The organism is Streptomyces antimicrobicus (genome assembly GCF_020532625.1).
GTDB lineage: Bacteria > Actinomycetota > Actinomycetes > Streptomycetales > Streptomycetaceae > Streptomyces > Streptomyces antimicrobicus.
This window is the reverse complement of sequence record NZ_JAJAUY010000142.1, coordinates 1-15,230: the sequence shown is the minus strand read 5'-3', so window position 1 is coordinate 15,230 and position 15,230 is coordinate 1. Positions and strand designations below refer to the sequence as shown.

The 15,230-nt window shown below is 74.9% G+C and carries 17 protein-coding genes and 1 pseudogene; 10 read left to right on the top strand and 8 right to left on the bottom strand.

What is annotated here, in order from left to right:
* Both LG632_RS25415 and LG632_RS25410 read left to right on the top strand, forming a co-directional pair.
* Positions 1-619 (top strand): polysaccharide deacetylase family protein (locus tag LG632_RS25415; RefSeq protein WP_226729885.1); only part of this gene is annotated, 619 nt, incomplete at its 5' end.
* A complete protein-coding gene (locus LG632_RS25410) occupies positions 616-1,803 on the top strand; it encodes a YncE family protein (protein ID WP_226729884.1) in 1,188 nt (395 codons plus the stop codon). The genes LG632_RS25415 and LG632_RS25410, both read left to right, overlap by 4 nt.
* A gap of 43 nt (positions 1,804-1,846) precedes the next feature.
* Here the strand turns inward: LG632_RS25410 and LG632_RS25405 are convergent, their stop codons facing one another.
* Positions 1,847-3,079, bottom strand: a complete 1,233-nt coding sequence (locus LG632_RS25405; RefSeq protein WP_226729883.1) for a cytochrome P450 — start codon at positions 3,077-3,079, stop codon at positions 1,847-1,849.
* On the bottom strand, positions 3,060-3,839 hold the full coding sequence (locus tag LG632_RS25400) for a tRNA-dependent cyclodipeptide synthase (protein ID WP_226729882.1): 780 nt from the start codon (positions 3,837-3,839) through the stop codon (positions 3,060-3,062). The genes LG632_RS25405 and LG632_RS25400 overlap by 20 nt, the downstream gene beginning before the upstream one ends.
* 256 nt (positions 3,840-4,095) lie before the next feature.
* Between LG632_RS25400 and LG632_RS25395 the strand changes: the two genes are divergently transcribed.
* Entirely contained in the window at positions 4,096-4,308 is a 213-nt protein-coding gene (locus tag LG632_RS25395) for an EF-hand domain-containing protein (RefSeq protein WP_226729881.1), read from the top strand.
* A gap of 146 nt (positions 4,309-4,454) precedes the next feature.
* Here LG632_RS25395 and LG632_RS25390 read toward each other — a convergent pair whose 3' ends face one another.
* Genes LG632_RS25390 through LG632_RS25375 form a run of 4 tightly spaced genes read right to left on the bottom strand, consistent with a single transcriptional unit; the run spans position 4,455 to position 7,074 of the window.
* On the bottom strand, positions 4,455-5,024 hold the full coding sequence (locus LG632_RS25390) for a PadR family transcriptional regulator (RefSeq protein WP_226729880.1): 570 nt from the start codon (positions 5,022-5,024) through the stop codon (positions 4,455-4,457).
* Positions 5,025-5,028: 4 nt separating this feature from the next.
* Entirely contained in the window at positions 5,029-5,913 is an 885-nt protein-coding gene (locus tag LG632_RS25385) for an energy-coupling factor ABC transporter ATP-binding protein (RefSeq protein WP_226729879.1), read from the bottom strand.
* Positions 5,910-6,659 carry a cobalt ECF transporter T component CbiQ gene (cbiQ, locus tag LG632_RS25380; protein WP_226729878.1) on the bottom strand — a complete coding sequence of 250 codons (750 nt, stop codon included), beginning with the start codon at positions 6,657-6,659 and terminating at the stop codon, positions 5,910-5,912. Before cbiQ ends, LG632_RS25385 begins: the two co-directional genes overlap by 4 nt.
* Before the next feature lie 4 nt (positions 6,660-6,663).
* The gene (locus tag LG632_RS25375; RefSeq protein ID WP_226729877.1) at positions 6,664-7,074 is read right to left on the bottom strand and encodes an SCO2400 family protein; all 411 of its coding nucleotides are present in this window, start codon (positions 7,072-7,074) and stop codon (positions 6,664-6,666) included.
* A gap of 78 nt (positions 7,075-7,152) precedes the next feature.
* Between LG632_RS25375 and LG632_RS25370 the strand changes: the two genes are divergently transcribed.
* Positions 7,153-7,713, top strand: coding sequence for a hypothetical protein (locus tag LG632_RS25370; RefSeq protein ID WP_226729876.1), 561 nt, complete (start codon positions 7,153-7,155; stop codon positions 7,711-7,713).
* Here LG632_RS25370 and LG632_RS25365 read toward each other — a convergent pair.
* Positions 7,710-8,420: an esterase/lipase family protein gene (locus tag LG632_RS25365; RefSeq protein WP_226729875.1), complete on the bottom strand. Its 711-nt coding sequence runs from the start codon at positions 8,418-8,420 to the stop codon at positions 7,710-7,712. The genes LG632_RS25370 and LG632_RS25365 overlap by 4 nt on opposite strands.
* Positions 8,421-8,624: 204 nt before the next feature.
* On the opposite strand from LG632_RS25365, the gene LG632_RS25360 reads away from it, so the two are divergent.
* The 3 genes from LG632_RS25360 (at position 8,625) to LG632_RS25350 (ending at position 12,182) form a co-directional block, all read left to right on the top strand.
* On the top strand, positions 8,625-9,662 hold the full coding sequence (locus LG632_RS25360; RefSeq protein ID WP_226729874.1) for a rod shape-determining protein: 1,038 nt from the start codon (positions 8,625-8,627) through the stop codon (positions 9,660-9,662).
* Complete coding sequence (locus LG632_RS25355; protein ID WP_226729873.1) at positions 9,659-11,365, top strand: GAF domain-containing protein; 1,707 nt, start codon at positions 9,659-9,661, stop codon at positions 11,363-11,365. The genes LG632_RS25360 and LG632_RS25355 overlap by 4 nt, the downstream gene beginning before the upstream one ends.
* Before the next feature lie 142 nt (positions 11,366-11,507).
* Positions 11,508-12,182, top strand: coding sequence for an N-acyl amino acid synthase FeeM domain-containing protein (locus LG632_RS25350; protein ID WP_226729872.1), 675 nt, complete (start codon positions 11,508-11,510; stop codon positions 12,180-12,182).
* A gap of 96 nt (positions 12,183-12,278) precedes the next feature.
* Here LG632_RS25350 and LG632_RS25345 read toward each other — a convergent pair whose 3' ends face one another.
* A complete protein-coding gene (locus LG632_RS25345; RefSeq protein ID WP_226729871.1) occupies positions 12,279-12,719 on the bottom strand; it encodes an Lrp/AsnC family transcriptional regulator in 441 nt (146 codons plus the stop codon).
* Between the two features lie 70 nt (positions 12,720-12,789).
* On the opposite strand from LG632_RS25345, the gene LG632_RS25340 reads away from it, so the two are divergent.
* From LG632_RS25340 to LG632_RS25330, 3 genes and pseudogenes are all read left to right on the top strand, one after another.
* Positions 12,790-13,494 (top strand): hypothetical protein, encoded by a 705-nt coding sequence (locus LG632_RS25340; protein WP_226729870.1) that lies wholly within the window; start codon positions 12,790-12,792, stop codon positions 13,492-13,494.
* 17 nt (positions 13,495-13,511) lie between these two features.
* Positions 13,512-14,870, top strand: a complete 1,359-nt coding sequence (locus LG632_RS25335; RefSeq protein ID WP_226729869.1) for a carboxyl transferase domain-containing protein — start codon at positions 13,512-13,514, stop codon at positions 14,868-14,870.
* A 114-nt stretch (positions 14,871-14,984) separates the two neighbouring features.
* Positions 14,985-15,230: pseudogene (locus LG632_RS25330) on the top strand (hypothetical protein); the annotation flags it as partial.

The window sequence follows — 15,230 nt, the reverse complement described above, 5'->3', positions numbered from 1 at the left end:
GCGCCGCTTCCCCGGCCGGCCCGTCCAGATCGACCACGGCCCGCGCGACCGCCCTCAGGTCGCGCTGACGTTCCACGGCAACGGCGACCCGGCCACCGCCCGCGCCGTGCTCGCCGAGGCCGAGCGGTCCGGCGCGCGGCTGACCGTACTGGCGATCGGGACCTGGCTCGACGCCCACCCCGAGCTCGCCCGCCGCATCCTCGACGGCGGCCACGAGCTGGGCAACCACACCTGGCACCACGGCGACATCAACGCCATGGCCGAGGCCGAGGCCTACGCCGAGATCACCGGGTGCGCCGAGCGGCTCAAGCGGCTGACCGGCTCCATCGGATCCTGGTTCCGCCACTCCCAGGGCCGGTACGCCAGCCCCCTCGTCCAGCGCCTGGCCCAGCGGGCCGGCTACCCCCACGTCCTGTCGTACGACGTGGACTCCCTCGACTTCACCTCGCCCGGTGCCGCGGCCGTCATCCGCAACGTCATCGGGACGGTCCGCAGCGGATCGGTGGTGAGCCTGCACTTCGGCTACGCGGACACGGTCGACGCGATGCCGCCCCTCCTCGAAGAACTCGCGCGCCGCAAGCTGCGCGCGGTGACCACCACGGAGCTGCTGACGCCATGACGACCTCCCGCCCTTCCCGGAGGGCCACCGTGCTGCTCGCCGGACTGGTCCTCGCCGCCCTGGCCGGCTGCGGCGCCGGCGCCGAGGGCAACCCCGAGGCACTCGGCTCGGCCGGCGCCGGCCGGCCCGTCAAGGCCGTCCCGGCGGTGCCCCCGGGCCTCGCCGGCATGCCCCCGCTCCTCGACCCCAAGGACGTGTACGCGGCCGACCGGCCGAACCGGCTCTCCCCGGTGGTCAAGGACTTCCCCTCCCGGGTCTACGTGCCGAACACCAACTCCAACACCGTCTCCGTCATCGACCCGGCGACGTACAAGGTCATCGACACCATCCCGGTCGGCATCCAGCCGCAGCACGTGGTGCCCTCCTGGGACCTGAAGACCCTGTGGGTCAACAACAACCGCGGCCACACGCTCACCCCGATCAACCCCGCGACGGGCGAGGCGGGCGAGCCGGTCGAGGTGCACGACCCCTACAACCTGTACTTCACGCCGAACGGCAAGTACGCCGTGGTGATGGCCTCGCTCGACCGCGAGCTGGTCTTCCGGGACGCGCACACCATGGACCGGGTCAAGACGGTCCCGGTGACCTGCTTCGGGGTCAACCACGCCGACTTCTCCGCGGACGGCCGGTACTTCATCGTCTCCTGCGAGTTCTCGGGCGAACTGCTGAAGGTGGACACCGAGAAGATGGAGGTCGTCGGCCAGCAGAAACTGCCGTTCGAGGGCGCGATGCCGCAGGACGTGAAGATCTCCCCGGACGGCAAGACCTTCTACGTCGCCGACATGATGGCCGACGGCATGTGGGTGTTCAGCGGCGACAAGTTCGACACCCCCAGGCTGCTGCCCACCGGCAAGGGCTGCCACGGCCTCTACGTCAGCCGGGACTCGCGGGAGATGTACGTCTCCAACCGCGGCGAAGGGACCGTCTCCGTCTTCGACTTCACCGCGAACAAGCTCACCAAGAAGTGGCACCTGCCGGACGGCGGCAGCCCCGACATGGGCGGCGTCTCCGCCGACGGCAAGGTGCTGTGGCTGTCGGGCCGCTACGACTCCGAGGTCTACGCCATCGACACCACCACCGGCAAGCAGCTGGCCCGGATCGCGGTCGGTGACGGGCCCCACGGCCTCGCCGTCTACCCGCAGCCCGGCCGCTACTCACTCGGCCACACCGGCGTCTTCCGCTGACGGCGGGAGCCCCGGGGACCGGACGGGGTCCCCGGGGCCCGGCTCACCAGGCGACGGGCAGCCGCTCCGGGAGTCGCTTGATGAACCCGGTCCGCCACACCAGGTTCTCGGCCGGTACGGCCAGCCGCAGCGACGGCAGCCGCTCGACCAGCACCCCCAGCGCGATCTGCGCGTGCGTCCGGCCCAGGGCGGAGGCCGGGCAGAAGTGCCGGCCGCCGCCGAAGGCGAGGTGCGCGTTGGGGCTCTCCCGCTCCAGGTCGAGCACCTCCGGGCGCTCGAAGGCCTCCGGGTCGAAGTTGGCGCCTTCGAGCAGGACCAGGACCAGCTCGCCCTCGCGGACCAGCACGTCACCGAGCTGGATGTCGGCCAGGGCGATGCGCGGCAGCCCGTCCCCCACCGACAGGTTCCAGCGCAGCAGTTCGTCCACGGCCTTCGGCATCCGCTCCGGGTGCGCGCGCAGATAGCCGATCAGCTCGGGACGCTGGAGCAGCGCGAGCACGGCCAGCACCAGGAACGCGGAGGTGGACACCGCCCCGGCGCCGAAGAGCGACACGGCCACGGTCGCGAACATCTCGTCGGTCAGGTGCGCCGACTCCGGGTCGGCCTCCTTCAGTCCGGCGAACGTCCCGAGGAGCCCCGTACGCTCCTCGACGGGCCGGTCCCGCTGCGCCGCCAGCTGCTGCGCGAAGTAGCCGACGTCCTTGTACCAGTTGAGGGCCGAGTCGGCGAACGGCTCACGGGCGGTCATGAAGGCGACGTCCAGCCCCGCCATCAGGCGCCGCCAGTCGTCGAACGGCACCCCCAGCACCTGGCAGTGCAGCGCCGCCGAGAAGGGGTCGGCGAACCCCGCCCGGAGGTCGACCGGACCGCCCTCGGCGACCAGGGCGTCGATCAGCTCGCCGGCGGTGGCCCGCAGCTGGTCCTGCAGGCCCTTCTGGCGCGGGTTGAGCGCCTTCATCACCGCGTTGCGCAGCCCCGCGCTGTTGATGTTGCCCATGTTGTTGACGACCTCGGGCGGGATCGTCAGCGCGTACTGCCGCGGGACCCCGGCGTTGGCGGTGTCCTTGAGGCTGAAGCGGTCGTCCTCCAGCACCTGCCGGGCCAGCGCGTACGAGCTCACCAGCCAGGCGGTGTCACCGGTGAGGGTGCGGACCTTGGCCACCGGCGCCTTCTCGCGCAGCCAGGCGCACTCCTCGGGGAGCACGTCACCGCGCCGGGAGAGCGGGAAGTCCAGGAGCGGCTGCTCCTGCGTGCTCTCAAGCTGCCTGGTACTCAACAACGTTCCTTTCAGAGCTTTCACGGCTTTCGAGGCCTTCGCCGCCTTCGTTTCCTCCGCCGCTTTCGCGGCGTTCCGGGCGCACGACGGCGTACGCCTGGTTGCGGGTGGCGCGCAGGCCGCCGCCGCGGGCGTAGAGGACCTCCGTGAGCGGCATCTGGACGTGGTAGGCCGCCACCGAGGACGGCACGTCCAAAATGCCGGGGGTGTCCACGAAGAACGGAAGTTCCGCGGCCATGTAATCGAAACAGACCTGCAACTGCTCGTCCGTGATGGATTCACCTTCCGGCAACTTCGACCCGACGAAGTGCAGGGCCATCTGTTCGCAGCCCTTACGGAATTCGTCATCGGTCTCCAGGAAATGCAGAACCCGTCGGTGCAGCAACTGGTACACCGGGTTGTCCTGGAAGTCCGAAAGTGCCCTCACCCGAATCTCGGCATGGTGCGGAGAGGATTCCTCCACCCCTTTGAGGATGCGCCGCCGGACCGCTTTGATCTCCTTCGCGGCACGCTTCTCGGCGTGTTCCCGGGTGTAGCCGAAGGCGGCGAACATCCGGTCCACGTGGAGGTCCGCGTAGACGAAGTCGACCTGCGCGAAGCGCGACGTGGCCCACTGGGCAAGGGTGGCTATGCGTTCGGCGCTGAAGTAGCTGTTGCCCGGACTCACGCCGATGAGCACATGGTCGCCGTCTTCCCAGATATGGCGGCACGTACGGGTGAAGGGCAGAACTTCGAATGATGCGTCAGCTGTGATCGTCAACTGTGGGATCGCCCTTGTTGCCGCTTGTCCCTGGGAGCCCTGCGCTCCTGGTGTGGCGGCAATGCCGCAACGTTATGCGGTGGCCCCGGAGCGTGACAAGTGGAAGGCCGAATTGTTGGCCGGAACTATAGGTTCCTGTGCGCCGGCGCGAGGCATTGAATTTCTTTCTGCCGCCCGATCGGGACCCCCGCGGCCGCGCCCGGCGGCGGGCCGCTACCCTGAGCCGGTCAACACGCACGACGAAGGGGTGGACCCAGTGGCGGACATCGACAGCGCCAAGGCGACGTTCGGTCGCTTCGACAAGGACGGCGACGGCTTCGTCACGGCCGACGAGTACCGCGCGGCCATGGCCGCGATGGGCGACTTCGCGGTGACCGGCCCGGTCGCCGACGCCGTGATCGCCGCCAAGGACGCGAACGGCGACGGCCTGCTGAGCTTCGACGAGTTCTGGGCCTCCCTGAACAAGTGACAGCGGCGTGCCGCCCCGGTCGAGCGCCCACCGCGCCGGACCGGGGCCCAGGCATGCCCGTACGGCCCCGGCAGGAGGCCTACGGCCGCCGCTCAGGCCCCCGGTTCCCGCTCCGGCCCCGGGGCTGCCTGCGCCCCGGCCGCCGCTCAGGCCCCCGGCGCGGCCGGGTCCGGCCGCTCGGGGTCCATGTCCTCGACCACCGCCAGGGCCTCCTCCAGCCAGCTCAGCCAGAACGTCTCCAGGGCCATGCCGCCGTGCAGCACGAGCCGGCGCAGCCGGTCCTCGTCGGCGGTCCGCTCGGGCGGGAAGTCCTTCACGTCGATGGCCTCGTACACCGCCAACTGCCGCCGGTGCAGCTCCCGGTGGCGGCGCAGCTCCCGCGCCAGCCCACCGGCGCCCACCACGGCCGCCGCCCGGATCCGCAGCAGCAGCGGATCCCGTACTGCCTTGGGGTCCTGGCTCTCGCCGACCCAGCGGGCCAGCTCCTCCGACCCGGCCGGCAGCACCTCGAACTCCTTCTTCTGCCCGCGCGCCGGCGCCGCGCTCGGCAGCGCCCGGATCAGCCCGGCCTCCTCCAGTTTCCCCAGCTCGCGGTAGATCTGCTGGTGCGTGGCCGACCAGAAGTAGCCGATCGACCTGTCGAACCGCCGGGTCAGCTCCAGCCCCGACGAGGGCTTCTCCAGCAGGGCGGTGAGGATGGCGTGCGGCAGCGACATGCCGTCATCCTAGGTTTGCGTCCCTGACGGCGTCCCCGACGGCATCCGCGCCCCCCGTGCCCGACGCCGTCCCGGCCTGCCACTCGGCCAGCGCCTGCGGGGTCCCCGGCCCGGTGGCGCCCGGCGCCAGCAGCCCGTGCGCCCGCAGCACCGCCGCGACCACCGGGGACCAGGCCGGCCGCAGCCGGGCCGAGACCAGCAGGTCCGGGTCGGACAGCAGCTGCGGCGCCGGGCCGGTGCGGATGCCGGACGGGGTGAGCACGGCCGCGTCGTCGGCCCAGCGGAACGCCAGGTCCACGTCGTGGGTGGCCATCACCACCGTGGTCCCCGACAGCCCGGCCAGCACCTCCAGCAGCCGTTCCTGGCCGTCCGGGTCCAGGCCCGCCGTCGGCTCGTCCAGGATCAGCACCCGCGGCCGCATCGCCACCGCGCCGGCGATCGCCGCCCGCTTGCGCTGGCCGTACGAGAGCAGATGGGTGGGGCGGTCCCGCAAGGCCGTGATGTCCAGGGCGGCCAGGGCCGCGTCCACCCGGGCGCGGACCTCCTCGCGGGGGAGCCCGAGGTTCATCGGGCCGAACGAGACGTCCTGCTCCACCGAGGCCGCGAACAGCTGGTCGTCGGGGTCCTGGACCACCAGCTGCACCGAGGACCGCAGCCGGGTCAGGCCCTTGCGGTCGTACGTCACCGGGGACCCGTCGAGCAGCAGCGTGCCGGAGACCGGCCGCAGCCCGCCGCTCAGCAGCCTCATCAGGGTGGTCTTGCCACTGCCGTTGCGGCCCAGCAGGGCCAGTGACCGGCCCTCGGCGATCGCGAAGTCCGCCCCCGACAGCACCGGCGGGCCGTCCTCGTAGGCGTAGCTCGCACCCGACAGTCGTACCAACGGCGTCACGGCCGAAGTCCTTCCAGAACGAGGGTCGCGCCGACCACGGCGGTCAGCAGGGCCGCCGAGGCGGCCAGGAAGCGCCAGGACAGCGCCGCCTCGGGCACCAGCACGCGCAGCGTGCCGTCGTAGCCGCGCCCGGCCAGGCCGACCTGGAGCCGGGCCGCCCGGTCGAAGGCCCGGACGAAGGCGGTCGCGGCGAGGCCCGCCAGCGAACGCCACAGCGCGGCCCGGCCGGTGTGGCCCAGCCGGGCCGCCTGCGCCGCGTGCACCTGGGCGACGGCGTCCAGCAGCAGGAAACCGATCCGGTACATCACCAGCGCCACATCCACCACCGGCGCCGGGACCCCCGCCCTCAGCAGGCGGGGCAGCACGTCGGAGACCGGCGTGGTGAAGGCGAACAGCAGCACCCCGAGGGAGGCCGCCGAGGTGCGCAGCAGCAACTCGCCCGCGTGCCGGGGCCCGTCGGGGGCCAGCGAGACCACCCCCGCCGGGCCGCCGACGGCCACCAGCAGCGGGAGCGCCCCCGTGACGCAGAAGCCGAGCGGGATCCGGAACGCCCGCCACAGCTGCCGCCGCCCGACGCCGGCCGGCCCGAGCAGCACGCCGAGGGTGGCCACCGCCACCAGCGGCGCCCCGGGCCAGGCCGGCAGCGCCACGGCACACCCCGTCAGACCCAGCCCCAGCAGGGCCTTCTCCAGCGGATGCCGGCCCCGCCAGCGGCTCGCGTGCGCGGCGGCGTCGATCGGGAGCACGGGCTCAGGCCTCCGGGGGACCGGCGGGGGCGGGCCGCTCGGCCCCGGACGGGGCCTCGGCCCCGGCGTCGGCCCGCGCGTCCGCCCCGGCCTCGGCCCCGGCCTCGGCCGCGGTCCCGGCGCCGCGGTCGTACGCCGTCCCGGTCCCGGGCGCGCCGGGCTCGTACGCCCCGGGCGTGGCGTCGTACGCGGCGGGCGTGGCCTCGTACGCGCCCGGACCGGCCTCGTAGGCGGTGGGCGGGTAGCCGTACGCGGGCGGGGACGGCGGCCAGGCGGTGGACACGGCGGGGCCACCGGGGGCCATCGCGGCGGCCTGGGCCGGGGCCGCGCCGGTCAGGTACTCGACCGGGGTCCCGCACCCTGGGCACGCCAGGGCACCGTTGAGGTGTCGGTGGCAGGAGTGGCAGTAGTCCATGGAGCCCGCAGGCTATGCGCCGTCCCGCAACATCCGTATCCCGGTGGTGTGAGGATCCTGTGTGGAATCGTGCCTTCCATGACCGGAACCTTCGGCGTCACCGCCTTCCAGCTCGTCCTGCTCCGCCGGATGGCCGACTTCCGGCCCGAGCTCGCCGAGCAGGCCCGGATGCGGCTCGGCGCCTCCCTCGCCGACCAGCGCGAGGCCAACCGCCGCTGGCAGGCCATGGTCCGGTCCCCCAGGTCGCGCGGGGCCCTGGCCCGCTACCGCTCGGTGCTCGGGCCGCCCGAGCGGACCGAGCCGCGCACCGTCGGCGACCTGTCCTGCGAGGCCTCGCTGTGGGCCCTGCCGCTGTGGCCCTCGCTGCGCTTCGAGGTGCTCGCGGCGCCGGACGGGGCGGTGTGGAACGAGTGGCTGGTGCGGGCCCCGGGCGCGCCGGGGCCCGTCCTGGAGCGGCCGGAGGACCTGCGCCCCTGGTCGGCGACCGTGGACGAGGTCGCCCGAGCCTTCGCCCCCGTCCGGCCGATGGAGGGGACCGCCCCGACCCGCTGGCGGCTGGCGTTCACCGCGGCGGGGCGGCCCCTGGTGGCCGAGTTCACGTACGGGCTGCTCCAGCGTGTCGAGGAACGGTCCGCCTAGGAGGCGAGGAAGGCGCGGACCCCGGCCTTGGTGGCGGGGTCCCCGAGCAGGTCGTTGTGGGCCAGGCAGCCGACCGCGGTGTTGGTGGCGCCGGTCAGCGGGACGCTGCTGTCGGGGTTGACGACCTCGTCGCAGTGCGACCAGAAGGTCGCGTACGTCACCGCGCCCGGGGTCTCGTCACCGGAGGCCAGGTTCTTCTGGACGTAGGAGTTCGGCGTCATGTCCCGGCAGGCCTGGTCCCACAGGGCGCACGCCCACGCGGTCGACGTGCCGTGGTTGGGGCCGGCCAGCGAGACCCAGTGGTCGACCGCGGCGGTGCCGCCGCCGAACTTCACGTACCAGCGGCTGACCAGCGAGCCGAAGGAGTGGGACACGATGTCGACCCGGTCGGCGCCGGTCCGCCGGCGGACCTCGTCGACGTAGGAGGCCAGCCGCCCGGCGAGCACCTCGTTGACCGACTGGTGGGTGTCGTAGCCCCAGGAGAACAGCTCCGCGTCGGTGTACCCGGCGGCGCGCAGGTCACCGCGCAGCGAGCCCCACACGCCCGGGTCGGCGTTGTACCCGTGCACGAGGACCACCGGGCGGCGCTGGAGCTGCCCGCCGGCCGCCCGGTCGGCGGAGCCGGCGGACGCCTGGGCCGGTACGGGCGCGAGCGGCAGCAGGCAGAGTGTCAGCAGAGCCACCGTCTTCTGGCGGGCCGTCAGCATCGGGTCCCCCTTACCTGGTTACGCACGAGTAGCGCGGTTGGTGGGGGCATCGTCGGGCCTGTCGGTACAGAAAACCACCCCTGTGCAGCACCCCCGCCCGGAGCAACCCAACGGGCGGCGCACCCGGGGCGGAGCGGAAGATTCCGTATATGACCGGCAATCCGCCGGGCCTTCTCGCGTTCAGCGCTCTCGGAAGGATCTGCCGTGACCGTCAGTCTGGAGCAGCTGCGCCGCTGCCATGTCGCCGTCGACCTGGGCGCCGCGCGCACCCGTGTGTACGTCAAGGGCGCCGGCCTCGTGGTCGACGAGCCGAGCGCCGCCGCGATCAACACCCGCACCGGCGCGCTCATCGCCGTCGGATCGTTCGCCGAGAAGATGACCGGCCGCACCCCCGACTACATCCGCGTCGTCCGCCCCGTCTCCGGCGGCACCGTCGTCGACATCGAGATGGCCCAGCGGATGCTGCGTCACCTCCTCGGCGAGAAGCTGCGGCGCGCCCTGCGCCGCAAACCCCGGCTGCGGGCGGCGGCCTGCACCCCGCACGACGCCGATCCGCTCGCCCAGCGGGCCACCGTGGAGACCCTGGTCGGGATCGGCGCCCGCCGGGTGGAACTGGTCGACACCCTGATCGCGGCCGCCGTCGGCTGCGGGCTGCCGGTGGAGCAGCCGACCGCCACCATGATCATGGTGTGCGGGGCCGCCGCCACCCAGGTGGCCGTGCTCTCGCTCGGCTCCGTGGTCACCGCGCAGCGGGTGCCGGTGGGCGGCGAGGCCATCGACCACGCGGTGGTGCAGCACCTGCGCCACGCGCACGAGCTGATGCTGCCCAGCCAGTCCGTCCGCCCGCTCCAGCTGGCCCTGCACGGCAACGGCATCACCGCCGAGGGGCCGGAGTCCACGCTGATCCACGGCCTGGACGTGGCCACCGGCCTGGCCCGTTCCGTGCACGTGGACACCGCCGCCGTGCGCGACGCCATCCACACCCCGCTGACCGCCGTGCTCGACGGGATCGGCCGGGTGCTGCGGGACTGCCCGCCGGACCTGGTCGCCGACCTGACGGACACGGGGATCATGATGGTGGGAGGCAGCGCCCTGCTGCCGGGGCTGGACCAGATGCTGCGGGACGCCACCGGGATGCCCGTGCACATCGCCGAACGGCCCGACGTGTGCGCCGTCCAGGGCCTCGGCGCGATGCTGGAAGGGAAGATCACTCCGTTGGTACTCGACCCGTTGTCCGAATGACCCCGCGGGACGCGGCAGGCGGCGACGGCACCGGCGCCGGGGCCTCGCGGGGCGCTGACGCCTCGCGGGGCGCCGGCGTCCCGGCGGAGGCCGGCGCCCCGGCGGGTGCGGACGCCCCGGCGGGTGCGGACGCCCCGGCGGGTGCGGACGCCGCGCCGGGCGGGCTCGCGCAGCCGCGGCTGCCCGTCCTGCTGGAGGCGGTACTCAGCGTCGGCTCCGAACTTGAGCTGCGCGCCACCCTCCAGCACCTGGTGGAGTCCGCGGCCGAGCTGTGCGGGGCCCGGTACGGCGCGCTCGGGGTGGTCGACCCCGAGCGCGGCCGGCTGACGGAGCTGTTCACGGCCGGGATGACCGACGAGGAACGGGCCCGCATCCCGTACCTGCCCGACGGGCGCAGCGGCCTGCTGGGCACCCTCGTACGGGACCCGCGCCCGCTGATGGTCCCCGAGATCGCCGACGACCCGCGGGCGGCCGGCTTCCCGCCGGGGCACCCGCCCATGCACTCCTTCCTCGGCGTCCCCGTCCGGGTGCACACCGAGGTGTTCGGCAACCTCTACCTCACCGACAAGCGGGGCGGCGGCCCGTTCACCGAGGAGGACCTGGCGCTGCTGCGGGTCCTCGCCTCGCAGGCGGGCATAGCGATCGGCAACGCGCGGCTGTACGACACCGCGCGCCGCCGCGAGCGGTGGATCGAGGGCGCGGCGGCCGTCACCACCACCTTGCTGGCGGGCCGGCCCGCCCAGGACGCGCTGATGTGCGTGGCCGAGCGCGCCCGGCTGCTGGCCGACGCCGCGGCCGGGGTGGTGCTCCAGCCGACGCCGGAGGGCGGGATGGAGATCGTGGCCGCCTCGACCCACGACGACCCCGGCGACCTGGTCGGTACGGCGATCGCGCCCGGCAGCGCGGTCCTGGAGCAACTGCTGGGCGGTGAGCCGGTCTTCGTGGAGGACTCGGCGACCGACCCGCGGATGACCACCCCGGTGCGCAAGCGGTTCGGGCCCAGCATGATGCTGCCGCTGCAGAGCGGGGGCCAGCTGATCGGCACCCTGGCGCTGCCGCGGCACCGGGGCGGGAAGCCGTACGACGCCGTGGACCGGTTGCTCGCCTCGCAGTTCGCCTCGCAGGCCGCCCTGGCGCTGGTGCTGGCCGATGCCCAGCACGACCGCGAGCAGCTGGCCGTCTACGAGGACCGCGACCGGATCGCCCGGGACCTGCACGACCTCGTGGTGCAGCGGCTGTTCGCCACCGAGATGATGCTGGAGAGCACCCGCCGGCGCGCCGCCAACGCGGCGGGCGAGGACGACGTCGGCGACGAGCTGGGGCGGGCCGTGGACGAGCTGGACTCCACCATCCAGGAGGTCCGCACCGCCATCTTCGCGCTCCAGCAGCCGCCGAGCGACGCCCCGACCACCGTGCGCGGGCGGGTGCTGCGCGAGACGGGCGGGGCGGGGGTGGTCCTGGGCTTCCAGCCGTCGGTGCACTTCGCGGGGGCGGTGGACGCCTTGGTGCCGGACCCGGTGGCGGCCGGCCTGCTGTCGGCGCTGCGCCGCGCGCTGGCCGCGGCGCACCGGCGTGCGGAGGTCACCTCGATCGGCGTGGAGGTGGACGCCGACCCGGAGCGGGTGCGGCTGACGGTCTCCGACGACGGACGGACCGAGGCGGGCGGCCGGGGTACGACGGTGACCTGGGAATCGGCGCTGTAGCGCGGGCGTCGGCCGGCGGGCGGCGGCGGTCGGCGGTCGGCGGTCGGCGGTCGGCGGTCGCGGCGAGGGTCCGCAGCGGGTGTCCCGCGGCCGTCCGCGGATCGTTCAGCGGACGTTGAGCGGGCCCCCGCAGCATCGCCGTATGGAACTGACGCGACTGCAACGGGACACCGGCGGACGGACGACACGCGACCGGGAGCCGGGCACGCTGAGCGTGCACGTCGTGGCCGATGCGTCCGACCGCCGTGACCTGCGGGAACTGCGCGAGTTCCGCGAGCTGTACGCGGCGGGTTCACCGACCGCCGCGCCGCCGCCGGTCTGGGACGGCTACGACGAGGAGGCCCTGCTGCTGCTCTGCCGCGACGGCGACCGCCCGGTGGGCGCCCTCCGGCTGACCCGGCACTGGGCCGAGCACGGCGAACTGCTGCCGTACTTCCCCGAACTGCCGGACGTGCTGCGGGCGGAGCCGGTGGGCTTCGCGAGCATCGGACGGGTGCTGCTGGCGCCCACGCACCGGGCGTCGGCGGACGTGGCGGCGGCGCTGTTCCACGCCGGGGGCACATGGTGCGCGGGCACCACCCCGCTGCGCCGGTACGCCTCGGCGGTGCTGCCGTCGGTGGTCCGCTTCCACCGGCTGTTCGGGGCCCGGGTGAGCCGGGGGCCGGTCCCCGCGCCGGGGCTGCGGGACGGGCTCGTGCTCATGACGGGGACGCTGCGGGCCACCGCGGAACGCACGGCGGGCTGGCTCACCGCACGCCGCTGGGCCCTGGTCGACACCGCCCCGCCGGTACCGCCGGCGGTGTGGCGGAGGACGTGAGGGCACGCGTTCCGCGCCCGCGCCCGCCCGCGTCCATCCGCCTCCGCCCGCGTCCATCCGGTCGTCCGGCCGCCGTCCGGCCGGACGACCGGCCCCTCAGGCTCCGGGCGGCCGGGTGGCGGCCCGGAGCGCGATGCGGGTGTTCGACTGCGCCACCCCCGCCTCCCGCTTGAGCCGCCGCAGCAGGTCGTCGAGTGCGGCGGGGTCCGCGGCCCGGGCCCGTACGAGGTAGTCGTGGGCGCCGGTGACGTGGACCACCTCGGCGATCCCCGGCAGCCGCGCGACCTGCCGTTCGAACTCCTCGTTGGTGGTGTCCAGCCGCAGGGTGACGTCGATGAACACGACGAGCCCGCCCCGGGTGTCGGCGGCCGGGTCCACCACCGTGGTGAACCCGCGGATCACCCCGTCGCGGCGCATCCGGCGCACCCGGTCGGCGGTGGCGTTCGCGCTGAGGCCCACGCGGACCCCGAGGTCGCGGTAGGAGATCCGCGCATCCTGCTGCAGGATTCCGAGGATCTCCCGGTCGAGGCGGTCCATACCGCGATTGTCGCAGCCGGACCCGATATTCGCGCGCACCCCGCGGTGCGGGGGCCCCAAGCTTCCCGCCATGACGGAACTGATGACTCCGGCGCTGTCCGGTGCCGCCGCCGGCCTGGGCGTGGCGATGCCGATGGGCGCCATCAGCGTGCTGCTGCTCCAGGACGCCATGCGCCACGCCCGCCGGGCGGCCGCCGCCGCGGCGGGCGTGGCCACGGTGGACCTGGCCTACGCGGCCGTGGCCACGGCGCTCGGCCCCTGGGTCGCCGCCCACGTCACCCCGGTCGAGGCCTGGGTCCGGCTGGCCTCGGCGGCCGTCCTGCTCGCGATCGCGGGCCACGGCCTGTGGTCGTCGCGCGCGGCGGCCCGTACGCCGCCACCCGGTGCCGCGGTGGCCGCGGACGGCCGCCCGGCCGGGGCGGGCACCGCGGACGACGACGGCCCGGCGGGGGCGAGCACCGCGGACGACGGCGGCCCGACCGGCGCGGGCCGGGCCTTCCTCCGCTACGTCGGGCTGACCGCGGTCAACCCCACCACCGCGCTCTACTTCGCCGCCCTGACCACCGCCCAGGGCGCCGCCCTCGGCGGCGGGGCCGCCGCCGCGGCCTTCCTCGGCGGAGTCGGCGTCGCGAGCCTGCTGTGGCAGCAACTGCTCGTCGGCGTCGGCGTCCTGGCCGGGACCCGGATCTCCGGGACGGCCCGGGCCTGGACCTTCCGCCTGGGATACGGGCTGGTCGCGGCCTGTGCCGTAAAGATCGCCCTGCCGCTGCCGTAACCCCCTAGGGTGAAGCCGTGACGACCCGTCTCTCCGCCCGCGCGGCCCTCGCGGCCCTGGCCGACCCCGGCAGCTTCACCGAACTGACCGTGCCCGTACGGGAGTACGCCCCGGACGGCCCGCTGGGCTGGGCCGGCTACGACGACTCGCGGGAGCGCGCGGCCGCGCGCACCGGCGAGAGCGAGTCCGTCGTCGTCGGCACCGCCCGCGTCGGCGGCCGCGACGCGGTGCTCGTGTCGTTCGAGTTCGGCTTCCTCGGCGGCTCCCTCGGCGAACGCACCGGCGACCGCCTCGAAGCCGCCTACGCCCACGCCCGCGACCGGCGCCTCCCGCTGGTCTCGCTCATCGCCACCGGCGGCTCCCGGATGCAGGAGGGCATGCTCGCGCTGACCCAACTCCAGCGTGTCGCCCGCCAGTCCGCCCTGACCCGGGCCGCCGGCCTGCCGCAGGTCGCGGTGCTGCGCGACCCGACGACCGGCGGCGGCTGGGCCACCCTCGGCGCGGGCGCGGACGTGGTGCTCGCCCTGCCCGGGGCCCAGGTCGGCTTCGCCGGGTCCCGGGTGCGCCCGGCGGACGCCGATCCGGCCGCCTACACGGCCGAGGCGCAGTACGCCGCCGGGTTCGTGGACGCCGTGGTCCCGCCGGAGGACCTGCCCGCCGTCCTCGGCACCTGGCTGCGCCTGCTGACCTCACCGCACCCCGGCCCGGCCGAGCCGCCGGCCGCGCTGGGCGGCGTACCGCCGGGCGGGCCCGCCCGGACCGGCTGGGACGCCGTGCAGCAGGCCCGGAACCCGGCGCGGCCGCGCGCGGCGGCGTACCTGGACGCGTACTTCGAGCTGCGGCTGCCCGTCCACGGCGACCGCGCCGGCGGCACGGACCCGGGCATGCTGTGCGGGTTCGGGCTGCGCGCCGGACGGACCGTCGCCTACGCCGCCCAGTGCGGCACGGCCACCCGCCCCGCCGGCTACCGCACGGCCGCCCGGCTGATCCGGCTCGCGGACCGGCTGGGTGTGCCCGTGCTGACCCTGGTCGACACTCCGGGCGCCGCCAACGACGCCGAGGCCGAGCACGCCGGTGCCGGCGCGGCCATCGCGGACGCCTTCGCCGCCGTCGCCTCGGCCACGGTCCCCGTGACCACGCTGGTCATCGGCGAGGGCGGCTCCGGCGGCGCCCTGGCGCTGGCCGCGCCCGGTCGGACCTGGGTCACCCCGGACAGCTACTTCTCGGTGATCGCCCCGGAACTCGCGGCGGCGATCCTCAAACGCCCCACCAGCGAGGCCCCGACCACCGCGGACCAACTCCGCCTGCGCCCCGAGGACCTGGTCACGCTGGGCATCGCCCGCGGCGTCGTTCCTCCGCCGGGGACTCCCGCGTGAACGCGGCGGCGGTGCGCGCGGGCACGCGGGCGGGGCGGGGCCGCGGGGACGGACCGCGTGGCTTCCGGTAGGTACCGCCGGGATCCGCCCGGCGGCGCGGACCGGGAGCACCCCATGTCACGCACCGTCCATCACATCCGCTCCAAGCGGGCCCCGTCCCGCGGCTGTTGGGGCCGCGAGCGCGACGGCTGGCGGCCGGGCGAGCCGATCTTCTCCCTCGCCGTCCACGACCTCCGCCACAGCGCCCGCTGCCGCGCCGAGGCCGCGGCGCACGGGCACCGGCCCCGGCCCGAGGCCCGGGTCCACCGCGCCGGGATCCGCCGCTGGGCCCGGTACCAGCGCGATCCGCTCGTGGCGCGC